Origin of the sequence: Staphylococcus sp. FSL W8-0305 (genome assembly GCF_037966415.1) — a bacterium.
In the GTDB taxonomy this organism is placed as follows: domain Bacteria; phylum Bacillota; class Bacilli; order Staphylococcales; family Staphylococcaceae; genus Staphylococcus; species Staphylococcus aureus.
Genome location: NZ_CP150198.1, coordinates 434,161 through 448,841 on the forward strand (window position 1 = coordinate 434,161; position 14,681 = coordinate 448,841).

A 14,681-nucleotide genomic window follows, 5' to 3' on the forward strand; every position below is an offset into this window, starting at 1 on the left:
TGGTGAAGATAATTGTTAATGCGCCAAAAAGGGATTATCATCAAAGCAGTTGATTATGGTGAATCTGATAAAATTATCACGATTTTAAATGAGCATGGTGCAAAAGTACCACTTATGGCAAGGCGTGCTAAAAAAGTTAAGACGGGTTTGCAAGCGCAAACGCAATTGTTTGTTTATGGTTTGTTTATTTACAATAAGTGGCGAGGTATGGGAACGTTAAATTCTGTAGATGTTATTAGTCAACATTATAAATTACAAATGGACCTTTACGTAAGCAGTTATGCGTCTCTGGCAGCTGAAACTATTGAGCGTTCAATGGATGAAGGGGACGTTGCACCATATAACTATCAATTATTACAATTTGTTCTTGAAAAAATAGAATCAGGTACATCTGCACAGTTAATGTCAGTCGTTGTTATGTTAAAGTGTATGAAACGATTTGGTTTTACCGCATCATTTAATCGCTGTGCTGTGAGTGGTAATGACACACAAGCAGATTTAATAGGTTATAGTTTTAAGTATGACGGTGCTATTTCAAGGCAAGAGGCTTCTAAAGATGTACATGCAGTTATATTATCGAATAAAACACTATATTTATTAGATGTATTACAAAAATTACCAATAGATAAAATGAATTCATTGAATATCCATCAAGAAATTATTGATGAAATGTCAGATATCATTTTAATGTTATATCGTGAATATGCAGGTATGTTTTTTAAAAGTCAGAAACTAATCAACCAATTAAAAAGATTGGAACAATAACATAAAATAATAAAAGGTATTCAAGTAGCCACATAGATGTGTTTATTTGAATACCTTTTTCGAATAGAAAAGAGATACTGGCAATTTTACTAACCAGTATCTCTTTTTATAAATTATATAGCCACCACATATGGTGGAGAGTCTTTTTAATTAGAATTTTGTTTTTTCAGTTAAGAAAGCTTCTAACTCTGAGATTGGCATACGAACTTGTTCCATTGAATCTCTGTCACGTACTGTAACTTGATTATCTTCTAATGAATCAAAGTCGAATGTTACACAATAAGGTGTACCAATTTCATCTTGACGACGATATCTTTTACCGATAGATTGTGATTCATCGAAATCGATTGAGAATTTAGAACTTAATTGCTCAAAAATCTTAATCGCTTCGCCAGATAATTTCTTGCTTAAAGGTAAAATCGCTGCTTTATATGGTGCTAATGCAGGATGGAAGTGTAAAACTGTACGTGCATCTTTACTACCTTCAACGCCTTCTTCATCATATGCATCACATAAGAAAGCTAATGTTACACGATCTGCACCAAGTGATGGCTCGATACAATATGGAATATATTTTTCGTTCGTTTCTGGATCGTGGTATCTGAAATCTTCACCAGAGTGTTCAGCATGTTTACGTAAGTCGAAGTCTGTACGACTTGCGATACCCCATAACTCACCCCAACCAAATGGGAATTTATATTCAATATCAGTTGTTGCATTTGAGTAATGAGATAATTCATCTTCATCATGATCACGTAAACGCATATTTTCACTACTCATATTTAAGCTTGTTAACCAGTCACTTGCAAAAGTTTTCCAATAATTTTGCCATTCGATTTCTTCACCAGGTTTACAGAAGAATTCAAGTTCCATTTGTTCAAATTCTCTTGTTCTGAAAATGAAGTTACCTGGAGTGATTTCATTACGGAATGATTTACCAATTTGACCGATACCAAATGGTAATTTTTTACGCATTGAACGTTGCACGTTTTTATAGTTTACAAAAATACCTTGTGCTGTTTCAGGACGTAAGAAAATTTCATTTGTAGAATCTTCAGTTACACCTTGGAATGTTTTAAACATTAAATTGAATTGGCGAATTTCAGTCCAGTTAGCAGTTTTACTTACAGGACAAACAATACCTTCATCGTCAATAATTTTTTTCATTTGTTCAAAACTTAAACCATCGGCAATGAAGTTTTCATCACCTTTAACATCTTGCATATAATCTTCAATTAATTTATCAGCGCGATATCGAATTTTACTATCTTTATTATCAATCATTGGGTCGTTGAAGTTGTTTAAGTGTCCTGAAGCTTCCCATACTTTTGGATTCATTAAGATTGCAGCATCGATACCAACGTTAAACGGTGATTGTGTAATGAATTTTTGCCACCAAGCTTTTTTAACATTATTCTTTAATTCAACACCTAAAGGACCATAATCCCATGTGTTTGATAAACCACCGTAAATATCACTACCAGGGAACACAAAACCTCTGTGTTTTGCTAATGAAACAATTGTATCCATATCTTTTGCCATAATTACCTCTCCTCATACATGAAAACGCCCCATGGAAAATAACAGCATAGTAAATATGCTTTACTTCCATGGGACGAGTTAATATTTTAAATTGTATATAATACAAAATAAGTTACGTATTTAACCCGCGGTTCCACCCAAATTAGTGTAGTCACTCGCTTTTATTTTAAAATGATTCGTTGCGCCAATCTTATTGTTAAGCTTACACTATCCTTAACTCGCTGTACGTTTATTCTAATTGATAGATTATTTAAAGGCAAGTAAAATTAATGTGTTTGTGACATGAAAGAAATATCGGTATAATAATAAGTGAATAAAAAAGGGGTGAAGACCTATAGAACTCAGTCAAAGACAAGAACGAATCATCGAAATTGTTAAAACTCAAGGACCCATTACTGGTGAACAAATAGCAGATAAGTTGAATTTAACAAGAGCAACGCTTAGACCAGATTTAGCGATATTAACAATGTCAGGTTTTTTAGAAGCGCGTCCCCGAGTTGGATATTATTATTCAGGTAAATCAAAAGGTAAATTTTTTAATGAAAAACTTCGACAATTTGAGGTTAAGGACTATATGTCTCAACCTGTTGTGCTAAGAGAGAATACAACAGTTTATGACGCTATTTGTACAATTTTTTTAGAAGATGTAAGTACATTATTTATTATTAATGAAGATAACGATTTTGTTGGTGTGTGTTCAAGAAAAGATTTATTAAGAGCTTCAATGATTGGAGCAGATATTCATACAGTACCTATCAGTGTTAATATGACACGTATGCCTAATGTCACTTATTTAGAGGAAAGCGAATTAGTCATATACGCAGCAGATAGAATGATTGAAAAAGAAATTGATTCGATTCCAATTGTAAGAAAAAAAGATAATCAAAAGTATGAAGTAATTGGAAGAATTTCCAAAACAACAATAGCTAAGTTATTAGTAGCATTATATAAAGAATAGGTGAGAAGTAATGGAAAAAATTAAAATTATCGTAGCTTCAGATTCTATAGGTGAAACGGCAGAGTTAGTTGCTAGGGCAGGTATTTCACAATTTAATCCTAAGCAATGTAAAAATGAATTATTAAGATATCCATATATTGAATCTTTTGAAGATGTTGATGAAGTGATTCAAGTTGCTAAAGATACAAATGCTATCATTGTTTATACACTTATTAAACCTGAAATGAAGCAATATATGAGTGAGAAAGTAGCAGAATTCCAATTGAAGTCCGTCGATATTATGGGGCCATTAATGGATTTATTATCAGCATCAGTTGAAGAAAAACCTTATAATGAGCCAGGTATCGTTCATAGATTAGATGATGCATATTTCAAGAAAATTGATGCGATAGAGTTTGCAGTTAAATATGATGATGGTAAAGATCCTAAAGGATTACCTAAAGCTGATATTGTTTTACTTGGTATTTCGAGAACTTCAAAGACACCATTATCCCAGTATTTAGCGCATAAAAGTTACAAAGTTATGAATGTACCGATTGTACCAGAAGTGACACCGCCAGATGGCTTATATGATATTGATCCAAAGAAATGTATCGCACTTAAAATAAGTGAAGAAAAATTAAATCGCATTAGAAAAGAGCGACTAAAACAATTAGGACTAGGTGACACAGCTCGATATGCAACAGAAGCACGAATTCAAGAAGAATTGAATTACTTTGAAGAAATCGTAAGTGAAATTGGATGTCCTGTCATTGATGTTTCTCAAAAAGCAATCGAAGAAACAGCAAACGATATAATCCATTATATTGAACAAAATAAATCGAAATGATTTCATTTTTGTCAAAAATTAGGTATAATAGTATAACTAATGCTTAATAGGTGATTTAATTTGCGAATAGATCAATCGATCATTAATGAAATAAAAGATAAAACCGATATTTTAGACTTGGTAAGTGAATATGTAAAATTAGAAAAGAGAGGACGCAATTATATAGGTTTGTGTCCTTTTCATGATGAAAAGACACCTTCATTTACAGTTTCTGAAGATAAACAAATTTGCCATTGTTTTGGTTGTAAAAAAGGTGGCAATGTTTTTCAATTTACTCAAGAAATTAAAGACATATCATTTGTTGAAGCGGTTAAAGAATTAGGTGATAGAGTTAATGTTGCTGTAGATATTGAGGCAACACAATCTAACTCAAATGTTCAAATTGCTTCTGATGATTTACAAATGATTGAAATGCATGAGTTAATACAAGAATTTTACTATTACGCTTTAACAAAGACAGTCGAAGGCGAACAAGCATTAACGTACTTACAAGAACGTGGTTTTACAGATGCGCTTATTAAAGAGCGAGGCATTGGCTTTGCACCCGATAGCTCACATTTTTGTCATGATTTTCTTCAAAAAAAGGGTTACGATATTGAATTAGCATATGAAGCCGGATTATTATCACGTAACGAAGAAAACTTCAGTTATTACGATAGATTTCGAAATCGTATTATGTTTCCTTTGAAAAATGCGCAAGGAAGAATTGTTGGATATTCAGGTCGAACATATACCGGTCAAGAACCAAAATACCTAAATAGTCCTGAAACACCTATCTTTCAAAAAAGAAAGTTGTTATATAACTTAGATAAAGCACGTAAATCAATTAGAAAATTAGATGAAATTGTATTACTAGAAGGTTTTATGGATGTTATAAAATCTGATACTGCTGGCTTGAAAAACGTTGTTGCAACAATGGGTACACAGTTGTCAGATGAACATATTACCTTTATACGAAAGTTAACATCAAATATAACATTAATGTTTGATGGGGATTTTGCGGGTAGTGAAGCAACACTTAAAACAGGTCAACATTTGTTACAGCAAGGGCTAAATGTATTTGTTATACAATTGCCATCTGGCATGGATCCTGATGAATACATTGGTAAGTATGGCAACGACGCATTTACTGCTTTTGTAAAAAATGACAAAAAGTCATTTGCACATTATAAAGTGAGTATATTAAAAGATGAAATTGCACATAATGACCTTTCATATGAACGTTATTTGAAAGAACTGAGTCATGACATTTCACTTATGAAGTCATCGATTTTGCAACAAAAGGCTTTAAATGATGTTGCACCATTTTTCAATGTTAGTCCTGAGCAATTAGCAAACGAAATACAATTCAATCAAGTACCAGCCAATTATTATCCAGAAGATGAGTATGGCGGTTACATTGAACCTGAGCCAATTGGTATGGCACAATTTGACAATTTGAGCCGTCAAGAAAAAGCGGAGCGAGCATTTTTAAAACATTTAATGAGAGATAAAGATACATTTTTAAATTATTATGAAAGTGTTGATAAGGATAACTTCACAAATCAGCATTTTAAATATGTATTCGAAGTCTTACATGATTTTTATGCGGAAAATGATCAATATAATATCAGTGATGCTGTGCAGTATGTTAATTCAAATGAGTTGAGAGAAACACTAATTAGCTTAGAACAATATAGTTTGAATGATGAACCATATGAAAATGAAATTGATGATTATGTCAATGTAATTAATGAAAACGGACAAGAAACAATTGAGTCATTGAACCATAAATTAAGGGAAGCTACAAGGATTGGCGATGTAGAATTACAGAAATACTATTTACAGCAAATTGTTGCTAAGAATAAAGAACGCATGTAGCATGTGGTTTTAAAGAATAATACGAATAATGATTATGTCAAAATGTATAAGGGTAAATGATAGTTACCGCATTTAAACAACACTATTGAAAAATAAATATTGGGATTAGTTCCTATTTGTAAAATAAAATTAAAAATATGGATGAATTAATTAAGAATTTAGTTTAAAATAGCAATATTGAATAAATTTCGAATGTTCATATTTAAAATCGGGAGGCCGTTTCATGTCTGATAACACAGTTAAAATTAAAAAACAAACAATTGATCCGACATTAACATTAGAAGATGTTAAGAAGCAATTAATTGAAAAAGGTAAAAAAGAGGGTCATTTAAGTCATGAAGAAATTGCTGAAAAACTTCAGAATTTCGATATCGACTCTGATCAAATGGATGATTTCTTTGATCAATTAAATGATAATGATATTTCACTAGTTAATGAAAAAGATAGTTCAGATACTGACGAGAAACTGAATCCAAGTGATCTTAGTGCCCCTCCAGGTGTTAAAATAAATGACCCAGTTCGTATGTACCTTAAAGAAATTGGGCGTGTTAACTTATTAAGTGCACAAGAAGAAATCGAATTAGCCAAACGTATTGAACAAGGTGATGAAGTAGCAAAATCAAGACTTGCAGAAGCGAACTTACGTTTAGTTGTAAGTATTGCTAAAAGATACGTAGGTCGTGGTATGTTATTCCTTGATTTAATCCAAGAAGGTAATATGGGTCTTATTAAAGCTGTTGAAAAATTTGACTTTAACAAAGGATTTAAGTTTTCAACATATGCAACATGGTGGATTAGACAAGCAATCACTCGTGCAATTGCTGACCAAGCACGTACAATTCGTATCCCTGTGCATATGGTAGAAACAATTAATAAATTAATTCGTGTTCAACGTCAATTATTACAGGACTTAGGTCGAGATCCAGCACCAGAAGAAATTGGTGAAGAAATGGATTTACCAGCAGAAAAAGTTCGTGAAATTTTAAAAATTGCGCAAGAACCTGTTTCATTAGAAACACCAATTGGTGAAGAAGATGATAGTCATTTAGGGGACTTTATTGAGGATCAGGAAGCACAAAGTCCTTCAGATCATGCTGCTTATGAATTATTAAAAGAGCAATTAGAAGATGTGCTTGATACATTAACTGATAGAGAAGAAAATGTATTACGATTAAGATTTGGTCTTGATGACGGCAGAACAAGAACACTTGAAGAAGTTGGTAAAGTTTTCGGTGTTACACGTGAACGTATTCGACAAATCGAAGCAAAAGCACTTAGAAAATTAAGACATCCAAGTCGTAGTAAACGTTTGAAAGACTTTATGGATTAATTTATATCAATTTTAATGATTGATACCAAGACATGAATAAACGCTTATTTATTTTTAGATTAAGATTTAACTTGAGTGAGGTTGGTACATTGAATAATGTTCAACCTCTTTTTTCATAAAGGAGAATAAAATGATTTCGTTAAATAACCGATTAACGACGGTAAGTCGATTTTTAAAACAAGGTACAATCGCGGATATTGGCTCAGATCATGCTTATTTGCCAATCTATGCAATACAAAACCATTTATGCGAATGCGGTATTGCTGGAGAAGTTATTCAAGGCCCTTTTCAAGCTGCTGTGAAAAATGTAGCTGCAAACCAATTAGTAGATAGAATTGATGTACGTTTAGGGGATGGCTTAAGTGTTATTCATCCTGAGGATGTAATCGATAATATCACAATTTGTGGTATGGGCGGACCACTTATCGCTAAAATTTTAAAAGATGGGCAAGATAAGTTAAGTCAACATCCAAGGTTGATTTTACAAAGTAATATCCAAACTGAAAATTTAAGACAAACATTACAACAATTGAATTATGAAATAATTGATGAAATAATAATGGAAGAAAAAGGCCATATTTATGAAATTGTTGTAGCAGAATATTCTACGCAATTAATAGAGCTATCATCTGATGAATTGAAATTCGGACCAAAATTGCTGAATAACAAAAATGAATATTTTATAAAAAAATGGCAAAGAGAGTTAGAAGCACTTTATCATATTAAATCGAAACTCAATACTGAACAACATCGTCAACGTTTAGCTCAAATTAATGACGAAATTGCTGTAATTGAAAGGGTGTTATAGTAATGAAAATAGCTGATTTAATGACATTGTTAGATCATCATGTGCCATTTAGAACTGCTGAATCTTGGGATAATGTAGGATTGTTAATAGGTGATGAAGATGTTGAAGTTACTGGTGTTTTAACAGCATTAGACTGTACGTTGGAAGTAGTAAATGAAGCAATCGAAAAAGGTTATAATACTATTATTAGTCATCATCCTCTAATCTTTAAAGGTGTAACATCATTAAAAGCTAATGGTTATGGTTTGATTATTAGAAAACTAATTCAACATGACATTAATTTAATAGCGATGCATACAAATTTAGATGTAAATCCTCATGGTGTCAATATGATGTTGGCGAAGGCGATGGGATTGAAGAACATTTCAATAATAAATAATCAACAAGATGTATACTATAAAGTTCAAACATATATACCTAAGGATAATGTTGGACCATTTAAAGATAAGCTTAGTGAAAATGGATTAGCACAAGAAGGTAATTATGAATATTGTTTCTTTGAAAGTGAAGGAAGAGGGCAATTCAAACCAGTTGGTGAAGCTAATCCAACAATAGGACAAATTGATAAAATTGAATATGTAGATGAAGTTAAAATTGAATTTATGATAGATGCATGTCAAAAGTCATGGGCTGAGCAATTAATTAAACAATACCATCCATATGAAACACCGGTATTTGATTTTATTGAGATAAAACAAACATCTCTTTATGGACTTGGCGTTATGGCAGAAGTGGATAATCAAATGACATTGGAAGATTTCGCAGCTAATATTAAATCTAAATTAAATATCCCAAGTGTCCGTTTTGTTGGTGAGTCTAATCAGAAAATTAAACGTATTGCAATTATTGGTGGTTCAGGTATTGGATATGAATATCAAGCTGTTCAACAAGGCGCAGATGTCTTTGTTACAGGTGATATTAAACATCATGATGCCTTAGATGCTAAAATTCATGGTGTGAACTTAATTGATATTAATCATTACAGCGAATATGTGATGAAAGAAGGTTTAAAAACGTTACTAATGAATTGGTTCAATACAGAAAAAATAAATATAGATGTTGAAGCATCTACAATTAATACAGATCCATTTGAATATATTTAAACTAAAATCTCGGGATTTCTAAATTTTGAAATTTCGAGGTTTTAATATTTTTATTTAAAATAGCACATTTATACTTTATAATAGTAAAGATGAACATATAAGGAGGCCAAATCATGGCAAAACATCCATTCGAACAATTTAATCTAGAATCTAGTTTAATTGACGCTGTGAAAGACCTTAATTTTGAAAAAACAACTGAAATTCAGAATCGAATTATTCCAAGAATACTAAAGAGAACAAATTTAATTGGTCAATCTCAAACGGGTACAGGGAAATCTCATGCATTTTTATTACCATTAATGCAGTTAATTGATAGTGAAATAAAAGAACCACAAGCAATCGTAGTTGCACCAACAAGAGAACTTGCACAACAACTATACGATGCAGCGAACCATTTAAGCCAATTTAAAGCTGGTGTTTCAGTTAAAGTTTTTATTGGTGGTACAGATATAGAGAAAGATAGACAACGTTGTAATGCACAACCTCAATTGATTATAGGTACCCCTACTAGAATTAATGATTTAGCTAAAACGGGACATTTACATGTGCACTTAGCATCATATTTAGTTATTGATGAAGCGGATCTTATGATTGACTTAGGATTAATTGAAGATGTAGATTACATCGCTGCAAGATTGGAAGATAATGCAAATATTGCGGTGTTTAGTGCTACAATTCCAGAACAGTTACAACCATTTTTAAATAAATATTTAAGTCATCCAGAATATGTAGCTGTCGACAGTAAAAAACAAAATAAAAAGAACATCGAATTCTTTTTAATACCTACTAAAGGTGCAGCTAAAGTTGAAAAGACTTTAAATTTAATTGATATACTAAATCCATACTTATGTATTGTTTTCTGTAATAGTAGAGATAACGCAAATGATTTAGCACGTTCACTAAATGAAGCTGGTATTAAAGTTGGTATGATTCATGGTGGTTTAACGCCACGTGAACGTAAACAACAAATGAAACGTATACGTAATTTAGAATTCCAATACGTTATAGCCAGCGATTTAGCATCTCGTGGTATTGATATTGAAGGTGTTAGTCATGTCATCAATTTTGATGTGCCAAATGATATTGACTTCTTTACACATAGAGTCGGCCGAACTGGCCGTGGGAATTATAAAGGTGTAGCAATTACGCTTTATAGTCCTGATGAAGAACACAATATTTCATTAATAGAAGATCGCGGTTTTGTTTTCAATACTGTTGATATTAAAGATGGTGAGTTAAAAGAAGTTAAAGCGCACAATCAGCGTCAAGCAAGAATGCGCAAAGATGACCATTTAACTAATCAAGTGAAGAACAAAGTTCGAAGTAAAATTAAAAACAAAGTTAAACCAGGTTATAAGAAGAAATTTAAACAAGAAGTTGAAAAAATGAAACGTCAAGAGCGTAAACAATTTAGTAAGCAGCAAAATAGACAAAAACGTAAGCAAAACAAAAAAGGTTAGGTGTGTTTTATGTTATTAGGATCACATGTTTCAATGAGTGGTAAAAAGATGTTAGAAGGTTCTGCTATAGAAGCGCATGAATATGGTGAAACAACATTTATGATTTATACTGGTGCACCTCAAAACACGCGCCGTAAAAGTATTGAAGATTTAAATATAACTAAAGGTCATGAAGTGATGGAAAAATATGGCTTATCTAATATTGTTGTTCATGCACCATACATCATTAATATTGCAAATACAACCAAACCAGAAACGTTTAATCTTGGTGTAGATTTCTTGCAACAAGAAATTGAAAGAACGCAAGCTATAGGCGCTAAAGATATTGTATTACATCCAGGTGCACATGTTGGAGCTGGTGTTGATGCCGGAATTAATAAGATTATTGAAGGATTAAATGAAGTTTTAACGAATGACAATAATGTACGTATTGCGCTTGAAACGATGGCAGGTAAAGGTACAGAGATTGGTCGCTCGTTTGAAGAGTTAGCACGTATTATTGATGGAGTTCATAATAACGAACGTTTATCAGTATGTTTTGATACATGTCATACGCATGATGCTGGATATAATGTGAAAGAGGACTTTGATGGCGTATTAAATGAATTTGATAAAATCATTGGAGTCGACAGGATTAAAGTTGTTCATGTCAATGATTCTAAAAATGACCGTGGCGCTCAAAAAGACCGACATGAAAATATTGGCTTCGGTTACATTGGTTTTGATGCATTAAATTACATTGTGCATCATGATAGTTTTAAAGATATTCCGAAAATCTTAGAAACACCTTATGTTGGTGAAGATAAGAAAAATAAAAAACCGCCATATAAACTTGAAATTGAAATGTTAAAACAACAGCATTTTGACCCAGAATTAAAAAATAAGGTTATGCAACAATAAAATGATAATGCTCTCTTCAAGAAATGCGATAAATAAAACTTGAAGGGGGCATATCTCTTTATTTTGTCTAATTTTGAGTCGTAAACATTACTGTTTACATATGTTACTAGGAGTTGTATAGTTGAATGCGAGGTGAGAATACGATGACACCAGTCTTTGAATTGAAAAATGTCAATTACTACTATGATCATAAAAAAGTGTTAGAAAATATAAACATTAAAATAAATAAAGGTGAATTTTTAGCAATTGTTGGACCAAATGGTGCTGGTAAATCAACATTATTGAAGTTGATTCTAGGATTATTACCTTTACAAAGTGGTGAGATTTTTGTTGAAGGTATTGATTTTAAAAATAAGAAAACATCAATTAAATTAAGCTATGTATCACAAAAAGCAAATGCCTTTAATTCAGGTTTCCCAGCAAGTGTTAAAGAAGTTGTTTTAAGCGGATTAACAAAGACAAAACGTCTTTTCCAAACATTTAATAGCAAAGATAATGAAAAAGTGATTAAAGTACTAGAAAGACTGAATATAAGTGATTTAATTCATAAAAATATAGCAGAATTATCAGGTGGTCAACAACAACGTGTAATGATTGCTCGAGCATTGATTTCAGAACCTGCAGTATTAGTACTTGATGAACCGACGAATGGTATTGATGCAAAACATGTAAGTGAATTTTATAATACTTTAGATCAATTAAAACAAGAAGGTATCACTATTATCTTAGTTACTCATGATATTGGTGTTGTAGCAGATACTGCTACTGAAGTAGCATGTTTAAATAAGCATTTGCATTTCCATGGTACAACTGATGAGTTTAAATCACTTGATGAAGTTGAAATTTCAAAAATTTATGGACATCCTGTACGTTTTGTCGATCATCAGCATAATCGAGAATGTTGTAATTAATAAAGATTTGAGTTTATTTAAAATGGAAAGGCGTGTCACAATTGATAGATGCATTATTGAATTTTGATTTTATGAGGTACTCTTTAATTAGTGGTATCTTGATAGGTTTTATTGCGCCTCTAATCGGTGCTTTTATCGTTGTTAGACGACTATCACTTATAGCTGATGCTCTAAGCCATGTAACTTTAGGTGGTATATCCTTCGGTATGTTTTTACTTACTATTATGCCAACACTAGTATTTATTAATCCAATGTGGTTTGGAATCTTATTCGCAATAGTAGGTGCGCTACTAATTGAAAAATTAAGAACGTCATACACTGCTTACCAAGAAATTGCTATTCCAATTATAATGAGTGCTGGTATCGCCTTGAGTGCAATCTTCATTTCATTAGCTGATGGGTTCAATCAAGAAATTGTTGGATTGCTATTTGGCTCAATAAGCGCAGTGAATATAAGTGATTTAACAACGATTATTGTCATTGCCATCATAGTTGTTCTGTTTATTACATTGTTTTATAAAGAATTATTTATATTGTCATTTGATGAGGAATATAGTAAAGTCATTGGCATTCCTAAATGGATTCAATTTTTATTTATTGTTATTGTAGCGATGGTTATTTCTGCCTCAATGCGTGTTGTAGGGATACTGTTAGTAAGTGCGTTAATCACGTTACCAATTGCAATAAGTATGCGAATAACAAAAAGTTTTAAGCAATTGATATTACTAAGTGTATTTTTAGGTGAATTATCAGTAATATTAGGCTTAGTCCTAGCTTTCTATATGGACATTTCTCCGGGTGGTGTAATTGTAGTTCTACTAGTTATTTTACTTATGATTACAATGGCTTATCAGAAAATGCGAATGAAGTTTAAAAAGGGAGCTAATATCAATGAATACAAATGATGCTATTAAAATTTTAAAAGAGAACGGTTTAAAATATACAGATAAACGTAAAGATATGTTAGATATTTTTGTCGAAGAAGATAAGTATATAAACGCAAAGTATATACAACAAGTTATGGATGAAAATTATCCTGGAATTTCATTCGACACAATATATAGAAACCTGCACTTATTTAAAGATTTAGGGATTATTGAAAATACAGAACTTGATGGTGAAATGAAGTTTAGAATTGCTTGTACAAATCATCATCATCATCATTTTATCTGTGAAAAGTGTGGAGATACAAAGGTAATAGATTATTGTCCAATAGATCAGATAAAATTATCACTACCTGGTGTTAATATTCACAAACACAAACTTGAAGTTTATGGTGTATGTGAGTCTTGCCAAGATTAATATAAAGAAATGAGATTTATGCACATTTGGTCAGATGTATGCATAAATCTCATTTTTTAAATTATAGAAGATAAAGGTTCATTTCATACTCCGTTCGTATGATTTTATGGCAAATCTGTTAACTTTTTATATACAAAATGTTTAATTATTTTTGATTTGAGTTATATTAAATGAGTAGAGAAAATAATAAGTAGTAGAATTTAAGCAAATTCTTTGTTGAACCAGTCACTGCTTGTTATTATTTACTTACAGACATTTTAGGAGGATGATTATTTATGGCTTTTGAATTACCAAAATTACCATACGCATTTGATGCATTAGAACCACATTTTGACAAAGAAACTATGGAAATTCACCATGACAGACATCATAACACTTATGTTACGAAATTAAATGCTGCAGTAGAAGGTACAGATTTAGAATCTAAATCTATTGAAGAAATTGTTGCTAATTTAGACAGTGTACCAGCTAACATCCAAACTGCTGTACGTAATAATGGCGGTGGACATTTAAACCATTCATTATTCTGGGAGTTACTTTCACCAAACTCAGAAGAAAAAGGTACTGTAGTAGAAAAAATTAAAGAACAATGGGGTTCTTTAGAAGAATTTAAAAAAGAATTTGCTGACAAAGCAGCTGCACGCTTTGGTTCAGGTTGGGCTTGGTTAGTCGTAAACAATGGCCAGTTAGAAATTGTGACTACACCAAACCAAGATAATCCATTAACTGAGGGTAAAACACCTATTTTAGGTTTAGACGTATGGGAACACGCTTATTACCTAAAATATCAAAACAAACGCCCTGACTACATTGGCGCATTTTGGAATGTAGTTAACTGGGAAAAAGTTGACGAATTATATAATGCAACAAAATAAAGTATGATTACTTGTTCGGTCTCTTAAATGAGACCGTT

At 31.8% G+C, this 14,681-nt stretch carries 14 protein-coding genes; 13 read left to right on the plus strand and 1 reads right to left on the minus strand.

The window, feature by feature from the left end:
* Positions 1-18 precede the first annotated feature (18 nt).
* Positions 19-765 (plus strand): DNA repair protein RecO, encoded by a 747-nt coding sequence (gene recO / locus NST10_RS02310; protein ID WP_001574124.1) that lies wholly within the window; start codon positions 19-21, stop codon positions 763-765.
* Between the two features lie 150 nt (positions 766-915).
* Here the strand turns inward: recO and NST10_RS02315 are convergent, their stop codons facing one another.
* Entirely contained in the window at positions 916-2,307 is a 1,392-nt protein-coding gene (locus tag NST10_RS02315) for a glycine--tRNA ligase (protein WP_001030080.1), read from the minus strand.
* A 334-nt stretch (positions 2,308-2,641) separates the two neighbouring features.
* Between NST10_RS02315 and NST10_RS02320 the strand changes: the two genes are divergently transcribed.
* The 12 genes from NST10_RS02320 (at position 2,642) to NST10_RS02375 (ending at position 14,643) form a co-directional block, all read left to right on the plus strand.
* The gene (locus NST10_RS02320; protein ID WP_001794939.1) at positions 2,642-3,265 is read left to right on the plus strand and encodes a helix-turn-helix transcriptional regulator; all 624 of its coding nucleotides are present in this window, start codon (positions 2,642-2,644) and stop codon (positions 3,263-3,265) included.
* A gap of 10 nt (positions 3,266-3,275) precedes the next feature.
* The gene (locus tag NST10_RS02325) at positions 3,276-4,094 is read left to right on the plus strand and encodes a pyruvate, water dikinase regulatory protein (protein WP_000411298.1); all 819 of its coding nucleotides are present in this window, start codon (positions 3,276-3,278) and stop codon (positions 4,092-4,094) included.
* 60 nt (positions 4,095-4,154) lie between these two features.
* Complete coding sequence (gene dnaG, locus NST10_RS02330; RefSeq protein ID WP_339210988.1) at positions 4,155-5,954, plus strand: DNA primase; 1,800 nt, start codon at positions 4,155-4,157, stop codon at positions 5,952-5,954.
* 223 nt (positions 5,955-6,177) lie between these two features.
* Positions 6,178-7,284, plus strand: a complete 1,107-nt coding sequence (gene rpoD, locus NST10_RS02335; RefSeq protein ID WP_001283055.1) for an RNA polymerase sigma factor RpoD — start codon at positions 6,178-6,180, stop codon at positions 7,282-7,284.
* A 130-nt stretch (positions 7,285-7,414) separates the two neighbouring features.
* The gene (locus NST10_RS02340) at positions 7,415-8,092 is read left to right on the plus strand and encodes a tRNA (adenine(22)-N(1))-methyltransferase TrmK (protein ID WP_000624581.1); all 678 of its coding nucleotides are present in this window, start codon (positions 7,415-7,417) and stop codon (positions 8,090-8,092) included.
* Positions 8,093-8,094: 2 nt separating this feature from the next.
* Positions 8,095-9,195: a Nif3-like dinuclear metal center hexameric protein gene (locus NST10_RS02345; protein WP_000683921.1), complete on the plus strand. Its 1,101-nt coding sequence runs from the start codon at positions 8,095-8,097 to the stop codon at positions 9,193-9,195.
* A gap of 113 nt (positions 9,196-9,308) precedes the next feature.
* The gene (locus NST10_RS02350; protein ID WP_303661269.1) at positions 9,309-10,655 is read left to right on the plus strand and encodes a DEAD/DEAH box helicase; all 1,347 of its coding nucleotides are present in this window, start codon (positions 9,309-9,311) and stop codon (positions 10,653-10,655) included.
* 9 nt (positions 10,656-10,664) lie between these two features.
* Positions 10,665-11,555 (plus strand): deoxyribonuclease IV, encoded by an 891-nt coding sequence (locus tag NST10_RS02355; RefSeq protein WP_000924211.1) that lies wholly within the window; start codon positions 10,665-10,667, stop codon positions 11,553-11,555.
* A gap of 125 nt (positions 11,556-11,680) precedes the next feature.
* Positions 11,681-12,466 carry a metal ABC transporter ATP-binding protein gene (locus NST10_RS02360; protein ID WP_001213908.1) on the plus strand — a complete coding sequence of 262 codons (786 nt, stop codon included), beginning with the start codon at positions 11,681-11,683 and terminating at the stop codon, positions 12,464-12,466.
* A gap of 41 nt (positions 12,467-12,507) precedes the next feature.
* Entirely contained in the window at positions 12,508-13,371 is an 864-nt protein-coding gene (locus NST10_RS02365) for a metal ABC transporter permease (protein WP_000564316.1), read from the plus strand.
* Complete coding sequence (locus NST10_RS02370; RefSeq protein ID WP_001095260.1) at positions 13,358-13,768, plus strand: Fur family transcriptional regulator; 411 nt, start codon at positions 13,358-13,360, stop codon at positions 13,766-13,768. Before NST10_RS02365 ends, NST10_RS02370 begins: the two co-directional genes overlap by 14 nt.
* Positions 13,769-14,043: 275 nt before the next feature.
* A complete protein-coding gene (locus NST10_RS02375) occupies positions 14,044-14,643 on the plus strand; it encodes a superoxide dismutase (protein ID WP_000863556.1) in 600 nt (199 codons plus the stop codon).
* Positions 14,644-14,681: the final 38 nt, after the last annotated feature.